The sequence below is a fragment of the Halococcus sp. PRR34 genome (assembly GCF_028617175.1).
Taxonomy (GTDB): domain Archaea; phylum Halobacteriota; class Halobacteria; order Halobacteriales; family Halococcaceae; genus Halococcus; species Halococcus salifodinae.
In genome coordinates, this window is sequence record NZ_JAQJDA010000005.1 from 226,623 (window position 1) to 248,425 (window position 21,803).

Genomic DNA, 21,803 nt, shown 5'->3' on the forward strand with positions numbered 1-21,803 from the left:
GCTACCCGTCGGGATCACGAGCGGTGGTGACGGCTGCATCGACCCGATCGGCCGACAGCGAAGCAAGCGGAACGTGCTCGCCCGCCGTCGCCTCGGCGACGAGTTCCGCGACGCCCGCCCGGCCTCCCTCACCGGCGTCGACGACGAGGACGTGCGATCCGAGATTCGCCAGCCGACTGGCGGCTTCGCGGGTCGCCGCGACGGGGCTGCCCGCGGCGACGTTCGCCCGGCCGTCGGTGACGAGCACGGTCACGCTCGCGGCGGGATCGGCCCGCTCGATCACCCCGGCAGCGGTCCGGAGGCCGTCGGGCAGCGGCGTCCGGTCGCCGGTCGGTAGCTCCTTCAGATGTCGTGCCGCGAGGCCGACGCTGTCGGTCGGCGGCAGAAGCACGTCCGCCTCATCTCCGGCGAACGCGACGAACGCGACCGCGTCGCGTCCCTGATAGGCATCCGTCAGGAGCTCCAGCACTGTGCCTTTCGCCGCCCGCATCGCGGGTCGCATCGACGCGCTCGCGTCGACGGCGAACACCACCAGCGTCGACGCCGGTCCCGCACGAACCGACTGCCGCAGATCGCGCGACTCGACCCCGGCCGCACCGCGGTTCGCTGCGGCCCGGACTGACGCCGCCGCATCGATGCCGTCGCCCGACGCCGCTCGACGCGATCGGAGCCTCGGCCCCTGGCTGTCGACCGCGGGTCGCGCCCCCGTCCGGGAGCCGGTTCCCGCACCGTCGCTCGCGTCGGTATCGATTTCGGATGTGTCCAACTCGGGAGCGCGAGCAGTCCCGATCTCGGCGCGCTCTTGTCCAGGAACGAGTGGGACGCCGCCATCGGTGTCGTCCTCTGCGTCCGGAGCGTGGCTGCCATCCTCCTCGGCCCCGTCGTTGCCATCGTCACGTCCGTCCTCGACGCCCGTTGACGGCGTTTCGACCTCGTCGGATTCGTCGCTTCTGCCGCCGGCAGTCGGCCGAGCGCCGCTTCCCCCGGGATCGTCGGGATCGGTGTCACCACCGTTCTCGTCGTGATCGTCGGAGATCGTGTCCCCGGCGTCATCCTCACCCGTGTCGCTGGCGTCTCCCCGTCCGTCGTCGTTGCCGTTCGCTCGTCCGTCGTCGCCCCTGCCATCGGTTCCCGTCCCGCCCCTGCCGTCGGTTCCACCCTCGCCTTCGTCATCGCCGTTTGGGCCCTGTTCGTCGGATGGAGATTCGTCGGAATCGAAGTGATCGTCGAGAACGTCCTCGACGTCGGGCGCGTCCTCGAACGGCCGTGACTGAAGACGGTGGGCGAGCGCGAGCTCGGCCGCGCGCCGCACGTCGGCCTCGGCGACCGTCGACCGACCGTCGAGGGCGGCGAACGTCCGTGCGGCGCGCGCCGTGGCGACGTCTCCGCGGTGGCCGTCGACGCCCGAATCACGACACAGTGCTGCGATCTCGGTGGTCTGCTCTCTCGACAGCTCCACCGTGTCGAGACCCTCGCGTGCTCGCAGGAGACGCTCGCGTGCAGCGCTCGTTTCCGGGTTCGTTCGGCCGTTCTCGGCCTGTCGACTCTCATCTGTGCCTCCGTCGAGAGTCTGTTCGATGATCGCGACGCGGCGATCGAGCTCCTCACACGCGGTGACGGTGGTCTGGAGCGCGAACCGATCGCAGAGCTGGGGACGGAGATCGCCTTCTTCGGGGTTCATCGTGCCGACGAGCGTGAAATTCGCGGGATGGCTGTGACTCATCCCGTCGCGCTCGACACGGTTGACGCCGCTCGCGGCCGCGTCGAGCAACACGTCGACGAGGTGGTCGTCGAGGAGATTGATCTCGTCGACGTAGAGGATCCCCCGGTTCGCGCGCGCGAGCAGCCCGGGATCGAACGCGTGCTCGCCGTCGAGCGCCTCGGCGACCGAGAGCGTGCCGACGACGCGCTCGCGGGTGGCTCCCAACGGAAGCGTCACGAGCGGCACCGGCCGCTCCGCCGTCGGTGGGTCCTCGCGCGCGCGACAGTCGCCGCACTGGGCGACGCGATCGTCGGGCGGACAACCGTACGGACAGTCCGCGATCGTGGTCTGTGTCGGGAGGAGATCCGCCAGCGCCCGGACTGCCGTCGATTTCGCGGTCCCCTTCTCGCCCCGGACCAACAGGCCATCGAGTGCGTCGTTCGCCGCGACCGCCAGCAGCGCTTGCTTGAACCCGTCCTGACCGACGATCTCCCCGAACGACAGCCCGCGGTCGGTCCGTCGGGAGCCAGACCCGGCTCGTCCAACGGGCGAAGAGTTTTTGCCCCCAGCATAATCAACCATACTTGCATTAGACAAACGGAGGTTTAACAGTATTATGCCAACAGTTGGTCTGTACACCGCGACCGAGAACGAGCTAGGGGCCGTCCAGCGGGCCGCAGCACAGGTCGAGACCGACCTCGTGGTCCGCTCGGAGAGCGATCTCGACGACCCCACGGATGTCGAGGCGTTCGTCGACGAACTCACTGACGCGACGGCGGTCGTCCTCTGGCTCCACGGCGGCGAGGACAGCATGCCGGGCTACGACCGCGCGATCGAGCGACTCGACGCGGCGGACGTCCCACTCGTCGTGAAATCGACCGGCGATGCCTACGCCGTCGAGGACACGACCGTCGCTGCCGAGAACCGCGATCGAATTTACGAGTATCTCGATCGCGGCGGCACGAGCAACGTGGCGAACTGCATCCGCTATCTCGTCGACGAGTATGGGGGGAGGGGGATCGACCGCGAGTACGACGATCCCGTTGCGCTCCCGACCGAAGGCGTCTATCATCCCGACCATCCCGGCGCGTCCTACGACGAGCTCGTGGCGACGCTCGACCCCGATACTCCCACGGTCGCCGTCTGGTTCTACGAATCCCACTGGACTCACGAGAACACCCGGTACGTCGACGCGCAGGTGCGCGCGATCGAGGCCCACGGCGCGGACGCGCTCCCGATCTTCTGCAACCCCGCTGCCGACGAAACGGGCCAGGAGAACGCCGAGTGGGTAACTGAAAACTGGCTCTTAAATAGCGACGACGAACCGCTCGTCGACGCCGTACTGTCGTCGTTCATGTTCTCGCTCTCGATGGACGAACGGGGGCGGGCGGCGAGCGACGAAGGTGATTCGGCCGAGGACGTGTTTCTCGATCGGCTCGGCGTCCCCGTGATCCAGACGATCACGACGATGCGTTCGCGGTCGCGGTACGAGTCGAGCGACACGGGCGTGATGGGGTTCGAGCTCGCGCTCTCGGTCGCGCTGCCGGAGTTCGACGGCAACGTCATCACCCATCCGATCAGCGGGAAAGAGCGGACCGACGACGCGGCCGGGATCGGGAGCGCGCCCAAACAGCATTTCCCGATCGACGACCGCGTGGACCACGCCGCGCGGCTCGCGGTCAACTGGGCAAGCCTGCGTCACACCTCGAACGACGAGAAGCGGGTCGCGGTCGTGCTCCACAACTACCCGCCGAGCGACGACGGGATCGGGACCGCGTTCGGGCTCGACAGTCCCGAGAGCACGGTCAATCTCCTCGACGAACTCGACAGTCGAGGCTACGATCTCGACGGCGAGTTCCCCGAGAGCGGCCAGGCGCTCATCGATCGTTTGACTGCGCAGCTCACCCTCGACGACCGGTGGGTCGCGCCCGAGGACGTCCGCAAGCGGAGCGTCGACACCGTGGCTCCGGGCCAGTATCGCGAGTGGTTCGACGACCTCGACGACCGCTTTCAGGAGAACGTCGTCGCGGAGTGGGGCGAGGCCCCCGACCGTCCGTTCGCGGTTCCCGGTATCGAGCTCGGGAACGTCCTCGTGACCGTCCAGCCCCCGCGCGGGTTCGGAATGGACCCATCGAAAGTCTATCACGACTCGGACCTCCAGCCACCCCACGACTACGTGGCCTTCTATAGCTGGCTCCGGAACCGCTTCGCAGCCGACGCAGTCGTCCATCTCGGCACCCACGGCAGTCTGGAGTGGCTCCCCGGCAAGACCGTCGGACTGGACGGCGAGAGCGCCCCGGATCAGTTGATCGACGACCTCCCGAACGTGTACCCGTACATCGTCAACAACCCCGGCGAGGGCACCCAGGCCAAGCGCCGGTCGTACGCCGCGATCGTGGACTACCTCACGCCGGTGATGGCCAACGCCGGCACCTACGACGAACTCGCCGAACTCGAAGAGCTCGCCGACCGCTACCGCGAGGCCGGCGCGACCGACGCACGAACCGACGACGGCGAGAACCTCGAACACCTGCTCCGCGAGACGGTCGACGACCTCGATCTCGCTGTCGAACTCGGTATCGCGGGCGAGATCGAGGAGCGCGCCGATGTCCGCGGGCCCGAGGAGGCCGGCACGACGCTCGCCGAGGGCGAGGTCACTGGCGACGAGATCGACATCGACGAACTCGTCGAACGAGTCCACGCATACCTCACCGACGTGAAGACCACTCAGATTCGGATGGGGCTGCACACGATGGGCGAACCGCCGGATGGCGACCGACTGGTGGAGTATCTCGTCGCGCTCACGCGGCTGGAGAACCCGGGTGCGCCGAGCCTCCGCGAGAGCGTGGCGGGCGTGCTCGGCGTCGACTACGACCGCCTGCTCAACGAGCCGGGAGCCTACGACGAGGCGCTCGGGACGACCTACGCCGAGGCCGCCGACGCGGTGTACGAGACCAGCGTCGACCTCGTGACGACGCTGGCCGAACACGACTTCGACCTCCCGGCCGACGAGTCCGCGGCCGGGCCGGACGAGGAGGTGAACATGAACCTGCTCGTCGTCGACATCGATCCGCTGGGCGACTCGCGGGCGAAGTCCGGCGCACACGACGATCTCCGAGAGGTCTTGGGGTACATTTGTGAGACGGCCGCACCGCGCGTGGCGGGTGCCGCCGAGGAAATCCCGCGGACTGCGGACGCGCTCGCGGGCGAGTACGTCCCGCCGGGCGGCAGCGGCGCGCCGACCCGCGGCGGGGTCGATCTGCTCCCGACCGCGCGGAACTTCTACACTCTCGATCCCCGGAAAGTCCCCGCGAGAAGCGCGTGGGCGGTCGGCAGTGAGGTCGCGGCGGGCGTCGCCGAGCGCCATCAGGAAGAGGCAGGCGAGTACCCCGAGGAGATCGGCGTCGTGGCGTGGGGCACGCCCACCGTCCGGACCCGCGGCGAGACGATCGCGCAGGTGCTCGCGCTGATGGGCGTCGAACCCGAGTGGACCGACGCCGGCCGGGTCGACGACGTGACTCCGATCCCGCTCGACGAGCTCGACCGACCCCGGATCGACGTGACGACGCGAGTCTCGGGGCTGTTTCGCGACGCCTTCCCGCAAGCTGCGAGCGTGATTCACGACGCTGTCGAAACCGTAGTCGATCTCGACGAACCCCACGAGCGGAACTACGTCAAGAAACACGTCGAAGAGGAAACTCAGCGACTGCTGGACGACGTGGCGGACGGGGCTGAGGGTGGCGAGAGTGCGGATGGTGTCGAGGGCGAGCCGAGCGTGGACGAAGACGGGATAGACGAGGCAGACGCCCGTGCGGCGGCGAGCCATCGGGTGTTCACCACCCGGCCGGGCGGCTACGGCGCGGGGACCAACAAGGCCGTCGACGAGGGCAACTGGGACGACCGCTCGGACCTCGCCGAGGTGTACGTCCAGTGGGGCGGGTACGCGCTCGGCAGTCGGGGCCAGGTTTCAGAAGCCCACGCATCCTTCGAGCGGCGGCTCGGCAACGTCGACGCCACCGTCAAGATCGAGGACACCGCCGAGCAGGACGAGTTCGACTCCTCGGACTGGTACGCCTTCCACGGCGGGTTCATCACCGCCGTGTCGGAGATCGCTGGCGAAGAACCCGCCTCGTACGTCGGCGACTCCTCGGATCCCGACAACGTCGACATCTACACCAACGAGGAGAAAGTCCGGAAGGCGATGCGCGCCCGCGTCCTCAACCCTGCCTGGCTCGACAGTATGGAAGAGCACGGGTACAAGGGCGCTGGCGACCTCTCGACCACGGTCGACGTCGCGCTCGGCTGGGACGCCACCGCGGGCGTCGTGAGCGATACGCTCTGGAACGACGTCGCCGAGAAGTATGCCTTCGACGACGACCGTCAGGAGTGGATGCGCGAGGTGAACCCGTGGGCGCTCGACAGCATCACCGACACCCTGCTTGAGGCGATCGACCGCGGGCTCTGGGACGCCGACGACGCGACCGCCGATCGGCTGCGCGACGTCAACCTCCGGGCCGACGCCGATCTCGAAGCGCGTGCCGGGGAGGCAGCCGACAGGGCCCAGCCCGACAGCGAAAGCGAGGAGGTGTCGAGCGATGACGACTGATGCGGATGGGAGCACGAGCGCCGAGAAGGACGAAGTCGAGGCGTACGCCGATCTCGGCGCGACAACCGAGAACGCGATGGCGATCGCCGAGACCAGTATGGATCGCGTGCGAGAACTCGTTCCCGACGAAACGCTCGCCGACCGGCTGCGCCAGAAAGCGGTCCACGCCACCGGCGATCCCGAGTTCCAGCATCTGCTGCGGTTCACCGGCGACGACGAGGACGAACCCGTCCGGGCTGGCGCGCGCGCAGTGGGCGAGGAGCGACCGATCGTGACCGACATCACGATGGTGAAAGCCGGCGTCACCGGCCGGGGCCACGACTGTCCGGTCCGCAAAGCGATCGGGAACGGGGCCGATCTCGCCGAGCGGACGGGGATGACCAGGACCGCGGCCTCGGTGCTCGAACTCGACAGTCGAGGGGTCTACGACGGCGCGGTCGCCGTGGTCGGGAACGCCCCCACGGCGGCGCTCGCGCTCGCGGACTGCATCGCTGACGGGACCCGACCAGCAGTCGTGGTCGCCACGCCGGTGGGATTCGTGAAGGCTGCCGAGAGCCGTGAGCGGCTTCGGGAGGTCGCGCGGGAGAACGGCGTCCCCACTATCACCAACGTCGGCCGCCGCGGCGGCAGCGGTCTCGCGGCCGGACTGACGAACGAACTCGTCCACGTCGCGAGCGACGTTCGAAACGGGGAGATCGATCCGCTGTGAACGATGCCGACGATCTCGGCGACGGCCGCGACCCGGCAGCGGTCGCGGCCGCGGAGCCCGAAACCGAGGCAGGGCCCGACGCGGCCGAACGGCCGGTGGATGCCGTCGGTATCGGGCCGGGAAATCCCGAGTACCTGACGCCACGGGGCGAGCGCGCGATCCGCGAGGCCGACGTCGTCGTTGGGTTCGAGACGGTGGTAGAGTTCGTCAGTGGACGGACCGACGCCGATCTGCTGACCTGTGGGTACGCCGACGAGGCGGCGACGCTCGACGCGTTCGCCGAGCGGGTCGCCGACGGGGAGCGGGGCACGGCCGTCCTGATGGGCGATCCGAACCACTCGGGCTACCAGTTCGTCGGGAAGGTCGAGGCTGCGGTCGATCGCTCAGTAAAAATCGTGCCGGGGATCTCGTCGCTCCAGATCGCCGCCAGCCGTGCGCGGACGCCGATGGAGGCGACGACGTTCGTCACGCTCCACAAACGCGGTGGGATCGATGCCGACCTTCAGCGACTTCGCGAGGCCGTCGGTCACCGTCACCTGCTGGTGCTGCCGCGCCCGTACGACTGGATGCCGGGCGACGTTGCAGGGATGCTGGTCGAGGCCGGCGCAACCCCGTCGCTCGATGCACTCGTGTTCGAGCGGCTGACACACGACGACGAGCGAGTCACACGGACGACGCTCGGCGATCTCGCGGACGAGGCACGAAACGATGCGGGCGGCGAAACCGCAGCCGACTCTCGATTCTCCGATCTCTCGGTACTGGTCGTCCGGGCCGACTGAGTCGACGTTACTCCACGAGTCCTTCGCCGTCGGTGGCGATCGGCCGACGCGTCTCGGTGAGCCGCGTTTCGAACGTTCCCGATGACGTGTCGCCCCTGTCGCCGTCCGTGAGGGCACGCTGTTTTGCGACCTCGGCGTGGATCGCATCGGTGACCCGTGGGTGATCGCCGAACGGCTCGGCGTACGCGATCCCGCCGCGGTCGAGTTCGAGCTTTGCCGGGATCGCCTCGGTGGTTGCGGTGGTGTGAGTCAGAAACAGCGGGACTGCGACCGCGGAATCGTTTTCGATCGTATAGCGGACGCACTCGACGGTCGGGTTCTGGTGGAGATAGCAGGCGACTACTTCGCCGTAGTCCGACCCCTCGTCGATCCGTGCGGCGTGGTACGCCGCCATCTGTCGGTAGTACGGCTTCGCGCTGCTCCCGAACCCGACGAGCACCAGCGAGACGTCCGGTGTGGCCGGTTGGAGCGCCGTGGCCCGCTCGACGATGAGGTCGGTGATTGCGGGACTCCGGCCGATCGGCTCGCAGTACCGGACGTCGCTGGCGATCGTCGAGAGCGCCGCGGGCAGGTCGTCGAGCGTCTCGTAGGTGTGGGCGACACGGACCGGCACTGCGTACACCCGCTCGGCGTCGATCCGTGCCAGCGGGTCCCGGAGCTCGTGTACCGGTTCGTGTTCGTACGTTGCCACACGGACCGTGGTCCCGGTCCGGCGTTCGAGCCGCTCCGCGTGGGTTTTCAGCACGGTTCGGGTGCGCGCCGCACCGCGGCCGACGAGAAGGATCGCTTCGGTTGTCATGGCTCAGATTGCCCAAGTTTTGTTTAGTTAGTACAAATGGGCTTGCTAAAGGCGACACGAGGCGACAGCAAATACCTTTCGGCTACTGGACGATCCACCACGGGCGCGGATCGATTTGCGGACTTCGATCGCCGATCGTCGTGGTCGAACGAACGGCGAGGGAAGGGTCACGAATCGGGGGAAAGAGCAACTACTATTGTTCTACACCAACCACAGTTTGTCGTGTTGAGCCGACGAACCGAGCCGAGACGCGGGGCGGTGTAGCGGGGATGACAGCACCGACGGAGGCGATCGATCGATGAAGTTCGTCGTCGTCGCCGGGAGCACGGCGACCGCACGGATCGAGGGGATCAGCGCCGCCGGTGCGGACTCGGCCGTGATGGCGCACACACCGAGCGCCGACTGCGAGATCGTCGCGTACGGCCAGCCGGTGTGTTCGCCGGTCGTCCCGGTCAGTCCATCGGGCTGTCCGACGCCCGCAGTCGTCACTCGTGCGGTCCGTGAACTCGCACGGTTCGAGACCGTCGTGGTCGATGCGGGACTCGCCGAACCGACCGCCGCGCCGACCGTCACGGTGGGCGAGGAGTCGGGACGGGACGTGCGGACAGCGCGGGCAGTTCCCGAAGCCCGAGAAATCTTCACGGCCGCCGAGGAGTACGGCCGGGCGCTCCCGGACGACGAGCTCGTGATCGGCGAGACGATCCCGGGCGGGACGACCACTGCGCGCTGTGTCCTCGCCGCGCTCGGCGAGCGCCGGGCGACCTCGTCGTCACTTCCCGAGAACCCGATCGCACTGAAGCAGCAGGTGGTCGGTGAGGCGCTCGATACTGCCGGGATCGCGGCCGGTGGGGCTGCCGGAACGCCGATCGCGGCGGTGCGGGCGGTCGGCGATCCGGTGCTCGCTGCGGTCGCGGGTCTCGTCACCGGGACGACCGCAGGTGGCACTGAGGTCACGCTCGCTGGCGGGACGCAGCTGTGTGCCGCCGCCGCACTCGCCCGCCACGCGGGCGTCGACGCGCCGCTCTCGCTCGCTACGACGTCGTTTCTCGCCGCCGACGACACTGCGGACGTCGAGGGGCTGGCAAGCGATCTCGACCTCGATCTGACGATCACCGATCCGGGCTTCGATCGAGAGTCACACCCCGCACTCGACGCCTACGTCGCGGGCGAAGCGAAGGAGGGCGTCGGGATGGGCGGCGCGCTCGCGCTGGCCGAGCGGGCAGGAATCCCGATGACCGACATCCGCGATCGCGTCGTCACGATCCACGACCGACTGCTGGCGACCGAGCCTCGGGTCGAACCATGAACGGCGTCGTGATCGGCGGCACGCGATCCGGCGTCGGCAAAACCGTCGCCACGCTCGCGGTCGTCCGCGCGCTCGAAGCGGCGGGCCACACGGTCCAGCCCGCGAAGGCCGGCCCGGATTTCATCGATCCCAGCCACCACACCGCTGTCGTTGGTTCCGCTCGCGGTTCCGACGATTCCGGGAACGTCGACGGAGAGCGCCCCTCGCGCACCCTCGACGTCTGGCTCGAAGGGGATGAGGGACTCCGCCGGAACTACGCTCGTGGTGAGGGCGACATCTGCGTCGTTGAGGGCGTGATGGGGCTGTACGACGGCGACCGATCGAGTACGGCGATGGTCGCCGAAGCGCTCGATCTCCCCGTCGTGCTGGTCGTCGACGCGAGCGCCGGCATGGAGAGCGTCGCGGCGACCGCGGTCGGCTTCGAGCGCTACGCCGCCCACGCCGGGCGCGACGTCGACGTCGTGGGGATCGTCGCCCAGCGTGCCCACGGTGGCCGCCACGAGCGCGGGATCAGGGAGGCGTTGCCCGACGATCTCGCCTACTTCGGACGGATACCACCCGAACCCGATCTCGAAATCCCGGATCGTCACCTCGGTCTCCACATGGGTGACGAGGCACCGATCGACCTCGCGACGCTCGACGAGGTGGCGACACACCTCCGGACCGACCGACTGATCGACGTCGCCCGCGAACCACCCGCAGTCGATTCCATCGACTCGGGACCAGCCCGTGAGAAGCGCGTCGCGGTCGCGCGCGACGCGGCGTTCCGGTTCGTCTACCCCGCGACGATGGAGCGCCTCCGGGCGCGCGCCGAGGTCGTGACGTTCGCCCCGGCCGCGGGTGATGACGTGCCTCAAGCCGATGGGATCTACCTTCCAGGGGGCTATCCGGAGCTTCACGCCGCCGCACTCGCCGACGGGCCGGCACTCGCCACCCTCCGCGACCGCGCCGGGGAGGGCATCCCGATCCTTGGAGAATGCGGCGGGATGATGGCGCTCGCCGAATCGCTCACGACCGTCGACGGCGACACCCACGAAATGGCCGGTGTGCTCCCCGCTGCGGTCGAAATGTGCGAGCGCTACCAAGCGCTCGATCACGTCGAACTCAGTGCGTGCGAATCGACGCTGACCGCGAACGCGAACGACACCCTCCGCGGTCACGAGTTCCACTACTCGGAGGCGGCCGTCGACGCGGACGCGCGCTTCGCCTTCGACGTCGAGCGTGGCGAGGGGATCGACGGAGAGCACGACGGGCTCACGGAGTACCGAACGCTCGGCACCTACGCCCACGTCCACGCTGAGAGCACCGCGTTCGATCGATTCATCGACTCGCTATGATGGCCGAAGGAAGACGATGATCGTCAGGGGGAGACGATGACCGTGAGAGGAACGAGCCGATGAGTCTCGCAGCCGTCGGAGCGCTCGCCGTCGGCTTCGTGCTCGACACCGCGTTCGAGGAGTTCCCACAGCGCGTCCATCCGGTCGCGTTGTTCGGGCGAGTCGTCGCGCCGCTCGACCGGTCGTGGTCGCACCCGCGACTCGTCGGGACGGGAAGCACACTCTGTCTGCCGATCGGTGCTGCCGCGATCGCGGGGGTCGCCACCGCCCTTGCGGTCGCCGTCGGACCGATCGTCGGCAGCGCGGTCGCGGGTCTCGCGGTGTTCGCCACGACGAGCCTGGCGCGACTGACGTCGGTCGCGGAGGACGTGATCGATCAAACCACGACCGACCCGGCGGCTGCTCGGGGATCGATCCGGGCGCTCGTCGGACGGAAGACCGACGATCTCACCCCGGCTCAGCTCCGGAGCGCGGCGGTCGAGAGCGCGGCCGAGAACCTCGCCGATGGACTGGTTGCGCCGTTGCTGGCGTTCGCGCTCGGCGCGCGCGTCTCGCTCGCGGTTGGCGTGGCGGGCGCGGCGTGGGTGAAGGCGGTCAACACGCTCGACTCGATGCTTGGCTACCGCTCGAAGCCAGTCGGTGGGGCGAGCGCGCGGCTCGACGACCTCGTGATGTGGCTTCCGGCCCGCGCGAGCGCCGCGCTGCTCGCGCTCGCCGGTCGGTCACCGCGTGCGCTGGCCCGCGGCCACGAGTGGAGCAACACACCCACCTCCCCCAACTCGGGCTGGCCGATGGCGACGCTCGCCGCGGTTCTCGATGTCCGTCTCGAAAAGTACGGTGCGTACGTCCTCAACCCGGACGCCGACCTGCCGAGCGTCGAGCGGGCGCGCGAGGGGGTTCGGGTCGTCGGGATCACAGGAGTAGTCGCGTTCGTCCTCTGCGGGGTGATCACGTGGTCCTGACAGCGCTCCGGGGTGCGCTCGGCTTCCTCTCGCGACTCCCCGTCGGGCGCGACGCCGACGCGTGGACGGCGTTCGCCGAGCGGCCGATCGCCTTCCCGCTCGCCGGGTACGTCATCGGCGCGCTCGTCGGTCTTCCACTTCTCGTCCCCGGACCGTCCGCCACGGTCGGGATCGTGTTCGCCGTCGGCGTCTACGCCGTGACGGGGATCAACCACGTCGACGGCGTGGCGGACCTCGGCGATGCGCTCGCGGTCCACGGCGACGCGGCCGCGCGGCGCGAGGTCATGAAGGACACCACGCTCGGCGTCGGTGGCGCGCTCGCGGTCGCGCTGGTCGTGGCCGGCCTCGTCGCCGCGGGGAGTGCGATCGCGGTGCTGCCGGCACGGACCGCGCTTCTTGCCATCGCTGCGGAGGTGGGCGCGAAGGCCGGAATGGCGAGCCTGGTCTGCGTCGGCTCGTCACCCCACGACGGGCTCGGCGCGGGATTCACGACGAACGCCAACCCGTGGGCGCTGGCTCCGGTCTGGCTGCTCGCCCTGCCGGCAGTCTTCCTCGCGTGGCCCGCAGTGATGCCCGCCGTGACAGCGCTCCTCGCTGCCGCGATCATGGCGGTCGTCGTGCTCCGGTGGGCACGGTCAAATCTCGGTGGCGTTTCGGGCGATGTCCTCGGCGCGACCAACGAGATCGCGCGCGTCGCGGCGCTCCACGCGGGGGTGATCGCGTGGACGCACTGGTGATGTGCGGCGGTCGCGGGACTCGTCTCGACGCCGGCACCGAGAAGCCGCTGTACGAGATCGGCGGCCGGCCGATGGTCGATCGCGTGATCGGCGCGCTCCGTGCCAGCCGGGTCGAGGCGATCCACGCGGTCGGATCGTCGAACGCGCCACGGACGCGCGACCATCTCGATCCCGACCGTTTCGACGCCACCCGGGACGAGACTCGACGCCACGACCCGCCCGTCGAGTCGTTCGTCGAAGCTCCCGGCGAGGGCTACGTCGCCGATCTCGCTGCCGCACTCGATTCGATCGATCCGCCCGTGCTGACGGTCGCGGCGGACCTGCCGCTGCTCGCGGGCGAAAGTGTGGATCGCGTTCTCGACGCGTTCGACGGCGACTCGCTTGCGGTCTGCGTTCCCGTCATTCTCAAGCGCGCACTCGGCGTGAGCGTCGACACGACGATGGAACACGACGGACGAACGCTCGCACCAACCGGGATCAACGTCGTCGCGGGCGACGCCGAAACGACGCTCGTGAGCCGCGACGAGCGCCTCGCGGTCAACGTCAACCGGCGTGCGGACGCCCAGGTTGCGGAGGCGCTCACATGAATCTCGACGACGCGCTCGGCGTCGATAGAGCGCCACACGGCAGCAGCGACGATCCCGAGCTGGTGGATTTCAGCGCCAACACCAACCCACGAGTGCCCGAGGGAGTCGAGGGGATCTACCGCGACGCGTTCGCCGAGTCGAGATCGTACCCGTCTGAACCACCCGCCGACTACCGCGACGCCGCGGCGGCGTACGTCGACTGCCAGCCGGACGAGGTGATCCCGACGCCCGGCGGCCTCGCGGCCATCCGCTCGGCCGTCGATCTCGCGGTCTCGCCCGGCGACTCGGTGCTGGTTCCGTTCCCGAGTTTCGGAGAGTACGCCCGCGAGGTCCGCCTCCAGGGTGGTGAGCCGGCGTTCGTTCCCCACGACGCGGTGCTCGACGTCGGCAGGGATGATCTCGCGGAGCACGCTCTCGCGATCGTCTGCAACCCGAACAACCCGACCGGCGAGACGTACGACCCCGCTGCCCTCGACGGGTTCGCGGCGCGGTGTCGCGACGCCGGAACTCTGCTACTCGTCGACGAGGCGTTTCTCGGGTTCACCGGTCGGCCGTCGCTCGCCGGGACGCGGGGCGTCGTGGTCGCGCGGTCGCTGACCAAGCTGTTCGGGCTGCCAGGCCTCCGGGCCGGGTTCGCGGTCGCCACGGACGAGTATGGGGAAGCGCTGACCGCCGCGCGCCGGCCGTGGAACGTGAGTGGACCGGCGCTGGCGACCGGCGCGTACTGCATGCGCCAGACCGATTTCGTCGCACAAACCCGAGAGCGTGTCCGTACGGAGCGGTCCCGGTTCCACGATGCGCTCTCCGCGCAGTTCGACGTTCATCCGTCCGACGCGCCGTTCCTGCTGTTCGATGTCCGCGATCGCGACGTCGATTGGCTCCTCGAACACGCCCGTGAGCGCGGCCTCGCCCTTCGGGATGCCCGGACGTTCCGCGGGCTCGACTCACACATTCGGATCGCCGTGCGGCTTCCCGAGGAGAACGACCGGCTGATCGAGGTGCTCGGGGATGTTTGAGGCGAGCGTCGAGGCGGGCGTCCTCCAGCTCGCGAAGCGGGACACCGACTGGCTCTCGACGGGCTGGGACGGCGGGTTCGAGCGCGCGGACGCCGCCTACAACGTCTCGGTGCCCGAGGGCTGGAGCCGAACTGATCTCGGGATCTACGTCGCGGAACGGCGCGACCAGGCAGGGTTCGATCTTTCGGGACCGGCGCTGCTCACCGGCGTCGACCTGCAACACGCCCGCGGCGCACGACTCGACTCGGTCGTGGCGTACGCCACCGCGGGCGTGTCGAACCCCGCCGCGCTCCCTCAGGAGCCCTCGTCGTCTCCCGCCCGGGATGCCGATGTCGACGATCGAGCCGACGAACCGGACGGCGTCGGCACGGTCAACATCGTACTCGGAACCACGCGAGCACTCGACGACGCCGGGCTCGCGAACCTGCTCGCGGTCGCCGTCGAGGCGAAGACCGCGACGCTGCTCGCGGTGACGGGCTTTCCGGGGACGACCACCGACGCGGTCGTCGCGGGCTGCGATCCCAACGGCGACCCCGCACAGTTCACCGGCAGTGCGACCCCGGTCGGGGCCGCGGCGCGCGCCTGCGTCCGCGAGGCGGTGCGTGCGAGCCTCGCGTCGCGGTACGAGCACCGCGAACTCCCGTCGAGCGTGGCCGACGCCGAGTACGGCGTCGTTACCGACCGGCGAGCCGAGGTGTTCTCGCCGTGATCGCTCGCCAGTCGACACTGGTTGAACCGATCGGCCGTCCGCGACCCCGTCCACAATCCATGACCGACGACACTACTAACGACAGCTCCGACACCGACCGCGACGCACAGCACCGCCGAACCCCCGGCGAGGGGAAGACACCAAAAGCCGAGGCGATCGAACCCGCTGCTCCCGAGGAGTTCGGCCTGGTTTCGGCGTGGTGGGGCGACGGAAAGGGCAAGACCACCGCCGCGCTCGGGATGGGATTCCGGGCCGCGGGCCACGGCTACCGGGTTCACCTCCTCCAGTTCATGAAAGGTGGCGCGGCGAGTGTCGAGTCGACCCGCGGCGAGTACAACGCGATCGAGGCCGTCCCGGGGTTCACCTACGAGAACTCCGGCCACTACGGCTGGCACGGTCTGCTCGACGGATCGGCCGACGACGAGCACGCCGCGCGAGCCCAGGGCGCGCTCGAACGCGCCCGCGAACTCGTCGCCGCGGCCGAGGAGGCCGACCTCACCGCACCACTCGCGCTCGACAGCGAGCCCGACGACGGCGTCCACCACCTGATCCTCGACGAGATCCTGTACGCAGCGAACCGCGATCTCGTCGATCCCGACGCGGTCGCCGACCTCGTCGACGACAAGCCCGCAAACCTCGAACTCGTCCTCACGGGCGGTCACGAACGGCCGGCGATCGCCGACCGCGCTGATCTCGTCACGAACGTCCGGAAGGAGGCCCATCCGTTCGACGCGGGCCATCGCGCACGGAAGGGAACGGAGTTCTAAGCTACTGTATCGAGCACACGCCGCAGTACGATACCGAATACGAGCGAGTAGGTGACGTTGGCCACACTACCTGTGAGGTAGTACGTCGTGTTGCCGCTAGAAATGTCCTGCCAGCGAACGATCGATTTCGCAGTAAACACGAGTCCCAGCGCGGTGTAGGCTCCGAGCAACGTTAGTGTGAGAATCAGTACGTTCTCTACTTTTCCGATCACGCTCCCAGTATCAGCTTCTGCCTCATCCACACTTGCACCAGCAAGCGAGAGCATGCTCATCACGACGTAACCACTCGTCGCCAGCAAAAGCGTATAACCGGCCACCACTACGACCATATGTCGCGGCGCAACGATCGTCTCAACGTGAGGAATCGCCCAGAGGAGAGCCACGATTGAAATGATCGTAGCGATCACTGAGAGAAGCGTCCGCCAAGTCACGTCGAATCTCTCCATACCTCCACCATTGCTTTTTCAAGGCTCTTCTCGGTTCGCATAATTCGTTCGATTCCTGTCCGTGAAAGAGTCTGTGACACTGTTTGGATAGATACGTCACGCTGTTCGGCAATAGCCTTCATCTGTGACTCGTTTCGGTACTGCCGGACAACGGCACCCTGATGCGAGGTCCACTTCTGCTTCCAAGCAAGTAATAGGTCAATTTGATGGGTTATCAGTTGCCGGAGCCACGGATCGACATCGGGATCTGAAAGTGCGATTGCTTGATTTTCGTGAGCGATCGTATCCAGTAGTGTGTCAGCCTCGTGGAACGCGGGCCCATCCATCGACACGATGTCGCTTTTTGAGGCACCCACGTCGATTCGCCCCTGTACAACTGCAAATCGAATAGCTGTCGGATGAATAGCCTCAGTTATTTCTCGAATCACACGATACACTCGGCCTGGATCCGGCAATACACCACCTATTTCGTCCACACCCTTCAATATGACAAACGGAGCAACTACCTGGTCTGTCAACGCATCGTTTGCGTACTCCACTCCTCGCTCGAGATCACGGTGGAGTATTTCCCGGTCATCGACCGATCTGGAGTCAACGACATCACCGATCACCACACAGTATCGTTTTGGCATGCATTGCTTCTACTAAATCTCTAAGAATTTAATAGCACCGATTAAATCGAAATAGATTGACGTGGTGCCGATCAATCTTCGGTAGTTGAATCGACTTTTGTGAGCAAGCGTTGTTTTGACTCGCCCGAGCAAAAGACACGTACAGGGCACCTTCCAAGGCAAAACAATGAGTTCGACCATCCTCGTCGCGGGCACCGCGAGCCACGTCGGCAAGTCCACCGTGGTCGCCGGCCTCTGTCGTCGTCTCGCGCGCGAGGGCGTCGCGGTCGCGCCGTACAAGGCCCAGAACATGAGCAACAACGCCCGCGCGGTCGTGACCGCCGACGGCGTCGCGGGCGCGAAGCGCCGGCCGTCCGAGGACGACGAAACGTCCACCGACGGCTGGGGCGAGATCGGGGTCTCGCAGTATGTCCAGGCCCGCGCTGCGGGCGTCACGCCGACGACCGACATGAATCCCGTGCTCCTCAAACCCCGCGGCGACGCCGAGAGCCAACTCGTGATCGACGGCGAGGCCGTCGGCCATTACGCCGCTGGGACGTACTACGACGACCACTGGGAGCGCGCCCGCGAGGCCGCAAAATCGGCCCACGACCGTCTCGCAGCCGATCACGAGGTGATCGTGGCCGAGGGCGCGGGCTCGATCGCGGAGATCAATCTCCACGACCGTGATCTCGCGAACGTCGAGACTGCGCGGTTCGCCGACGCGTCGATCCTGCTGCTCGCGGACATCGAGCGCGGCGGCGCGTTCGCAAGCGCCTACGGCACGCTCGAACTCATGCCCGACGATCTCCGCGAACGAGTGATGGGCGTCGTCTTCACCAAGTTCCGCGGCGACCGTTCGATCCTCGAACCGGGGATCGAAGAGCTGGAGCGAAAAACCGGAATTCCAGTCCTCGATGTCCTCCGGTACGATGATCCCGGTCTCCCTGCTGAGGACAGTGTCTCGTTGCCAGCAGAAGGCGAACCTCGCGTGCTGGGCGACGATGACGGCGTGGCGGACGGGGCCGCGGTGACCGTCGTGGTCCCCCGGCTGCCCCGAATCTCGAACTTCACCGATCTCGAACCGTTGGCGCGCGTGCCAGGCATCAGAGTCAGTTACGTGCCGCTCGACGCCGACCTCGCGGCCGCTGACGCGGTCGTGATCCCCGGAACCAAAAACACCGTCGACGATCTACTGGCGCTTCGAGAGGCCGGCTTCGACGAGGCGCTCGCCAGGGTGTCGGGCCCGATCGTCGGGCTGTGTGGTGGCTACCAGATGCTCGGCGAGCGGATCACGAACGCCGCCATCGAGGGCACGGGCGATCGATCGGTCGTCGAAGGGCTCGGTCTGTTGCCCGTCGAAACCGAGTTCTCCCGAGAGAAGTGCGTCGAACGCGTCACTCGGGACATCGACGGATCCGGCCCGATCGCTGGCGCGAGCGGTACCGTCGCAGGCTACGAGATCCACATGGGTGAAACCGCCGCCACCGCGGCCGTCGAGCGTCCCCTCGGCGAGGGCAGCGCCGCGACCGATCGCGTCCTCGGCACGTATCTCCACGGGCTGTTCGAGAACGCGACCGTGCGCGACACGTTCGTCGACAGCGTGTTTCGGCGCGCCGGCAAACGGCGTCCACGGCCCGAAGACAAGAAGCACTCGCCGTACGAGAGGGCCGCAACACTGGTCGACGGTCTCCCTCTTGATCCAGAGTGATCGTCACCGTTCGATTTCCCAGGGACTGACCACAGTCGGTTCGTCCAGTCGAGTGCGTTACGCGTCGGGGAGTTCGCCCTGACGCGCGGTCCGCTGGACGGCCATTTCGGCGATATTGGCTCCGTATTCGGCCGTTCGCTCGATGCTGTCGAGCACGAGGCCCACTCGATGGATCTCCTCCGGTTCGCCGCGACCGTGGAGTTCGTGACTGAACGCGGTGATCTCATCGACGAGTGCGTCACGGTTGGCGGTTGTGTCGTACCCCATCCCGACGTGGGCGTTCGAGAGCGCGACATCGGCAGCGTGATCGACGATCGTCCGCGCGCGGTCGGCGTACGAGGAGAGCGTCTCGTCGAGGTCGTCGGTGAGGGCGTCCTCGTTGGCGAGTCGGGCGATCTTCTCGGCGTGGTCCGCGATCCGTTCGAACTGCCGGGCGACGTAGTAGTACTCGAAGAGCTCGTCACGCGAGTGATCGAGCTCGTCGATCACCGCGAGATCCGAAAGCGACCGCCGGAAGTACCGTGTGACCATCGCGAACAGCTTGTCGGCCTCGTCGTCGCGCTCGATCACGGTGTCGGCCAACGATCGATCACCGGTCACGAACGCTCGCATCGCGTCCCGGGCCATTCCGAGCGTGATGAGCTTCAGTCGCAGCACGCTCTTGTGAATCGAGACGCTTCCCGGATCGAGCAGGCTCCGGAGCGTGATCTCGGTGTCGGTAGTTTCGAGCACTTCGAGCCCGCTCAGCTGCCCGGCAAGACGCGTGATCGTGCTCCGACGCTCGGTCGAGTGGGTGGTATCGTCGACGAGTCGGATCCGATCGACGCCGACGACGTAGAGCGCGTGGATCGTCCGCGCGAGCCCGTCCCGATCGAGGCCGCCGCTGTCGACGGTCGTGGTCCGTTCGTCACCACCAGTATCACCTGCCGACTCGACGAGCAGCGAGCCGTTCCCCTTCGGATGGAGACGCACGGCCGATCCCGCGTCGATCCGGTGTTCGGTCGCCCACGACTTCGGCAACGAGACGGTGTACGTGGTCCCGCCGGAGAGCTGGACCTTCCGTATCTCCATGTGCGGTCCGTCGCAAACCGTGGCCGTCAAGCTTGATATGTGGGGTGTTGTCGGCTATATATCGATCCGTATGACGGGGTAATGACGATGTAACGACAAAACGTCCTGGCCGAGAGTGTCGTCGGAGCCACCAGTGAACCAAGATCCGAGTTGTTTGTTTTGATTCTCTTTCAAACAGTCGAGAATCGGCAAATAGCTCCGGTTATCGGACAAAGAGGGGCTTTAGTCCATTTCAAAGCTGATATCACGTCTTTCGGCCCCGGAATGTCTGTCTCGGATACCACGATTCGAAATTCGGCTCGGTAGCTTTCGAACAGACAGAAACCACAATACAGACTGTCATAGTTCGATTTGAGGGGGGGGGGGCGGCCTATGTCTCTCGAAGAAAAGTAGAACAGTAGACAATTATATCTCTTCGTGCTCCAAGGACGATCTATTCGGGACTCTGCATCGGAACGCCGCTCTCGCCCCGGGGGAGGTACTCGCGGTCGCCTGGCTCGACCTGGAGTTCGTCGTTCTCGACGACGACCTCGCCGGCGACGATGGTGTGGGTCGGTAGGCCGGTGAGTTCGTCGCCGTGGAAGGTGGAGTAGCCTGGTTCCATCGTGTGGTAGAACTCGTCGTCGACGACACGACTTTTTTCGAGGTCGACGATCACCATGTCGGCGTCCGCGCCCTCGACGAGCGCGCCCTTTCGCGGGTAGAGTCCCCAGCGCTTGGCGTTGTTTTCCGCGCAGACTTCCACTACCCGCTCCATACTGAGCCGGTTCTCGTTGACGCCCTCGCTCATCATCACCGGCAGGAAGTACTCGATTCCGTTGTTGTCGCCGGGGATCGCGTCCCACATGTCGCCGTACTTCCCTTCGCCTTTCTCCTTGAACTCGATCTTGTGCGGGCAGTGGTCGGTACCGAGATAGTCGACCACGCCGGTCCGGAGCCCCTCCCAGAGCCGCTTCTTGCTCCGTTCTTTCCGGAGTGGCGGCGAGATCTTGCCCCAGACCCCCAGATCCTCGTCGTTGGTGTGGGCGAGGAAGGCGGGCAAGGTCTCGGCGTGGAGGTTGACGCCCCGATCCTGAAATCGCTCGCAGACGTCGACTCCTTCGGCGGTGCTCATATGGACGATGTACGCCCGGGAGTCGGTGTACTCCGTGAGCCGCCCGATCTGCTCTATCTGCATCGCCTCGGCGACGTTCGGCGAGGCCTCCGTCCACGCTTCGAGGTCGTTGCGTCCCTCGTCCTGGAGTTCCTGGCGGCGCTCGTAGGCGAGGTCCTCGTTTTCGGCGTGGAACATCACCACTCCCCCATTGACGTCCGAAACCGTATCGAGCACCTGGTACACCCGCCCGGCGTCGGAGTGATCGATCCCGAGCTCGGGACTCGCGTGCTTGTACCAGTTGAAGAACACCTTGAACGACCGGATCCCCTCGTCGACCAGCCCCTCGATCTCTTCGACGTGGTGATCCTGATGGACGATCGCGTGGTACGCGAAGTCGATGTAGGAGTTCTCGCGCCCGACCTCGCGGAAGAACTCCATGTCGGGGAGGTACGGCTCGCGCTGGAGCAAGAAGTTCACGACCGTGGTGACCCCGCCGTGGACCGCACCCCGGGTCTCGGTTTCGAAGTCGTGTTCGAGACCTGCGTGATAGTCCTCGAACTCGTAGCGCGAGAGTCCCCAGTGGACGTGCGGATCGATGAATCCCGGGATGAGGTAGTTGCCGTCGGCGTCGATCTCTCGATCGGCATCGGGGAGGTTCGCTTCGGTTCCCACCGCGACGATCCGACCGTCGGCGGCCGCGACGCCGCCTGGCATCGTGCCGCTCGGCGTCACCACTCGTGCGTCGACCACGCGCAAGTCTGCTCGTGTCATCGTCGTTCTTCCCTCGGCGTGCGAGAACTTAACTATCGGGGGCGGGTCGGTGTCGACTCGGTGCTGGCGCAGTCAGGAGCG

General features: G+C 67.1%; 18 protein-coding genes. 12 read left to right on the plus strand and 6 right to left on the minus strand.

Translation table 11 applies throughout. From position 1 onward, the window contains the following. Position 1: 1 nt before the first annotated feature. Positions 2-2,284: an ATP-binding protein gene (locus PHA81_RS08970; protein ID WP_005042257.1), complete on the minus strand. Its 2,283-nt coding sequence runs from the start codon at positions 2,282-2,284 to the stop codon at positions 2-4. A 34-nt stretch (positions 2,285-2,318) separates the two neighbouring features. Between PHA81_RS08970 and cobN the strand changes: the two genes are divergently transcribed. Genes cobN through PHA81_RS08985 form a run of 3 tightly spaced genes read left to right on the plus strand, consistent with a single transcriptional unit; the run spans position 2,319 to position 7,796 of the window. After that, complete coding sequence (gene cobN / locus PHA81_RS08975; protein ID WP_005042260.1) at positions 2,319-6,308, plus strand: cobaltochelatase subunit CobN; 3,990 nt, start codon at positions 2,319-2,321, stop codon at positions 6,306-6,308. After that, entirely contained in the window at positions 6,298-7,017 is a 720-nt protein-coding gene (locus PHA81_RS08980) for a precorrin-8X methylmutase (protein WP_005042262.1), read from the plus strand. The genes cobN and PHA81_RS08980 overlap by 11 nt, the downstream gene beginning before the upstream one ends. Next, the gene (locus tag PHA81_RS08985; protein WP_005042266.1) at positions 7,014-7,796 is read left to right on the plus strand and encodes a cobalt-precorrin-7 (C(5))-methyltransferase; all 783 of its coding nucleotides are present in this window, start codon (positions 7,014-7,016) and stop codon (positions 7,794-7,796) included. The genes PHA81_RS08980 and PHA81_RS08985 overlap by 4 nt, the downstream gene beginning before the upstream one ends. 7 nt (positions 7,797-7,803) lie before the next feature. Here the strand turns inward: PHA81_RS08985 and PHA81_RS08990 are convergent, their stop codons facing one another. After that, positions 7,804-8,595, minus strand: coding sequence for a CbiX/SirB N-terminal domain-containing protein (locus tag PHA81_RS08990; RefSeq protein ID WP_005042268.1), 792 nt, complete (start codon positions 8,593-8,595; stop codon positions 7,804-7,806). Between the two features lie 298 nt (positions 8,596-8,893). Here PHA81_RS08990 and cobT point away from each other — a divergent pair, with 298 nt between their 5' ends. From cobT to PHA81_RS09030, 8 genes are read left to right on the plus strand one after another with little or no spacing between them, the layout of a single operon-like run. Beyond that, positions 8,894-9,901 carry a nicotinate mononucleotide-dependent phosphoribosyltransferase CobT gene (gene cobT / locus PHA81_RS08995; protein ID WP_005042269.1) on the plus strand — a complete coding sequence of 336 codons (1,008 nt, stop codon included), beginning with the start codon at positions 8,894-8,896 and terminating at the stop codon, positions 9,899-9,901. After that, positions 9,898-11,238 carry a cobyrinic acid a,c-diamide synthase gene (locus PHA81_RS09000; RefSeq protein WP_005042272.1) on the plus strand — a complete coding sequence of 447 codons (1,341 nt, stop codon included), beginning with the start codon at positions 9,898-9,900 and terminating at the stop codon, positions 11,236-11,238. The genes cobT and PHA81_RS09000 overlap by 4 nt, the downstream gene beginning before the upstream one ends. 59 nt (positions 11,239-11,297) lie before the next feature. Beyond that, positions 11,298-12,200 (plus strand): CobD/CbiB family cobalamin biosynthesis protein, encoded by a 903-nt coding sequence (locus tag PHA81_RS09005; RefSeq protein WP_005042274.1) that lies wholly within the window; start codon positions 11,298-11,300, stop codon positions 12,198-12,200. Then, positions 12,191-12,937 carry an adenosylcobinamide-GDP ribazoletransferase gene (gene cobS, locus PHA81_RS09010; protein ID WP_005042276.1) on the plus strand — a complete coding sequence of 249 codons (747 nt, stop codon included), beginning with the start codon at positions 12,191-12,193 and terminating at the stop codon, positions 12,935-12,937. The genes PHA81_RS09005 and cobS overlap by 10 nt, the downstream gene beginning before the upstream one ends. Then, positions 12,937-13,524, plus strand: coding sequence for an NTP transferase domain-containing protein (locus PHA81_RS09015; protein ID WP_005042279.1), 588 nt, complete (start codon positions 12,937-12,939; stop codon positions 13,522-13,524). The genes cobS and PHA81_RS09015 overlap by 1 nt, the downstream gene beginning before the upstream one ends. Continuing rightward, positions 13,521-14,540 (plus strand): aminotransferase class I/II-fold pyridoxal phosphate-dependent enzyme, encoded by a 1,020-nt coding sequence (locus tag PHA81_RS09020; protein ID WP_005042281.1) that lies wholly within the window; start codon positions 13,521-13,523, stop codon positions 14,538-14,540. Before PHA81_RS09015 ends, PHA81_RS09020 begins: the two co-directional genes overlap by 4 nt. Next, positions 14,533-15,249, plus strand: a complete 717-nt coding sequence (locus tag PHA81_RS09025) for an adenosylcobinamide amidohydrolase (RefSeq protein WP_273836533.1) — start codon at positions 14,533-14,535, stop codon at positions 15,247-15,249. Before PHA81_RS09020 ends, PHA81_RS09025 begins: the two co-directional genes overlap by 8 nt. Before the next feature lie 59 nt (positions 15,250-15,308). Continuing rightward, positions 15,309-16,016 (plus strand): cob(I)yrinic acid a,c-diamide adenosyltransferase, encoded by a 708-nt coding sequence (locus tag PHA81_RS09030; RefSeq protein WP_005042286.1) that lies wholly within the window; start codon positions 15,309-15,311, stop codon positions 16,014-16,016. Here PHA81_RS09030 and PHA81_RS09035 read toward each other — a convergent pair. Beyond that, positions 16,013-16,462 (minus strand): hypothetical protein, encoded by a 450-nt coding sequence (locus PHA81_RS09035; RefSeq protein WP_005042289.1) that lies wholly within the window; start codon positions 16,460-16,462, stop codon positions 16,013-16,015. The genes PHA81_RS09030 and PHA81_RS09035 overlap by 4 nt on opposite strands. Then, a complete protein-coding gene (locus PHA81_RS09040; RefSeq protein ID WP_241430287.1) occupies positions 16,444-17,076 on the minus strand; it encodes a SatD family protein in 633 nt (210 codons plus the stop codon). Before PHA81_RS09040 ends, PHA81_RS09035 begins: the two co-directional genes overlap by 19 nt. A gap of 184 nt (positions 17,077-17,260) precedes the next feature. On the opposite strand from PHA81_RS09040, the gene PHA81_RS09045 reads away from it, so the two are divergent. Further along, complete coding sequence (locus tag PHA81_RS09045; protein WP_005042297.1) at positions 17,261-18,784, plus strand: cobyric acid synthase; 1,524 nt, start codon at positions 17,261-17,263, stop codon at positions 18,782-18,784. A gap of 57 nt (positions 18,785-18,841) precedes the next feature. Here PHA81_RS09045 and PHA81_RS09050 read toward each other — a convergent pair whose 3' ends face one another. Together PHA81_RS09050 and PHA81_RS09055 are read right to left on the minus strand one after the other, a co-directional pair. Next, on the minus strand, positions 18,842-19,855 hold the full coding sequence (locus PHA81_RS09050) for a phosphate uptake regulator PhoU (RefSeq protein WP_273836534.1): 1,014 nt from the start codon (positions 19,853-19,855) through the stop codon (positions 18,842-18,844). Between the two features lie 433 nt (positions 19,856-20,288). Next, positions 20,289-21,722, minus strand: a complete 1,434-nt coding sequence (locus PHA81_RS09055) for an amidohydrolase family protein (RefSeq protein WP_049909946.1) — start codon at positions 21,720-21,722, stop codon at positions 20,289-20,291. Positions 21,723-21,803: the final 81 nt, after the last annotated feature.

Excerpts from the sequence above, each read along its gene's own strand:
- PHA81_RS08970 (WP_005042257.1), bottom strand. The coding sequence starts at position 2,284 with ATGGTTGATTATGCTGGGGGCAAAAACTCTTCGCCCGTTGGACGAGCC.
- cobN (WP_005042260.1), top strand. The coding sequence starts at position 2,319 with ATGCCAACAGTTGGTCTGTACACCGCGACCGAGAACGAGCTAGGGGCC.
- PHA81_RS08980 (WP_005042262.1), top strand. The coding sequence starts at position 6,298 with ATGACGACTGATGCGGATGGGAGCACGAGCGCCGAGAAGGACGAAGTC.
- PHA81_RS08990 (WP_005042268.1), bottom strand. The coding sequence starts at position 8,595 with ATGACAACCGAAGCGATCCTTCTCGTCGGCCGCGGTGCGGCGCGCACC.
- cobT (WP_005042269.1), top strand. The coding sequence starts at position 8,894 with ATGAAGTTCGTCGTCGTCGCCGGGAGCACGGCGACCGCACGGATCGAG.
- PHA81_RS09000 (WP_005042272.1), top strand. The coding sequence starts at position 9,898 with ATGAACGGCGTCGTGATCGGCGGCACGCGATCCGGCGTCGGCAAAACC.
- PHA81_RS09005 (WP_005042274.1), top strand. The coding sequence starts at position 11,298 with ATGAGTCTCGCAGCCGTCGGAGCGCTCGCCGTCGGCTTCGTGCTCGAC.
- PHA81_RS09015 (WP_005042279.1), top strand. The coding sequence starts at position 12,937 with ATGTGCGGCGGTCGCGGGACTCGTCTCGACGCCGGCACCGAGAAGCCG.
- PHA81_RS09020 (WP_005042281.1), top strand. The coding sequence starts at position 13,521 with ATGAATCTCGACGACGCGCTCGGCGTCGATAGAGCGCCACACGGCAGC.
- PHA81_RS09025 (WP_273836533.1), top strand. The coding sequence starts at position 14,533 with ATGTTTGAGGCGAGCGTCGAGGCGGGCGTCCTCCAGCTCGCGAAGCGG.
- PHA81_RS09030 (WP_005042286.1), top strand. The coding sequence starts at position 15,309 with ATGACCGACGACACTACTAACGACAGCTCCGACACCGACCGCGACGCA.
- PHA81_RS09035 (WP_005042289.1), bottom strand. The coding sequence starts at position 16,462 with ATGGAGAGATTCGACGTGACTTGGCGGACGCTTCTCTCAGTGATCGCT.
- PHA81_RS09045 (WP_005042297.1), top strand. The coding sequence starts at position 17,261 with ATGAGTTCGACCATCCTCGTCGCGGGCACCGCGAGCCACGTCGGCAAG.
- PHA81_RS09050 (WP_273836534.1), bottom strand. The coding sequence starts at position 19,855 with ATGGAGATACGGAAGGTCCAGCTCTCCGGCGGGACCACGTACACCGTC.
- PHA81_RS09055 (WP_049909946.1), bottom strand. The coding sequence starts at position 21,722 with ATGACACGAGCAGACTTGCGCGTGGTCGACGCACGAGTGGTGACGCCG.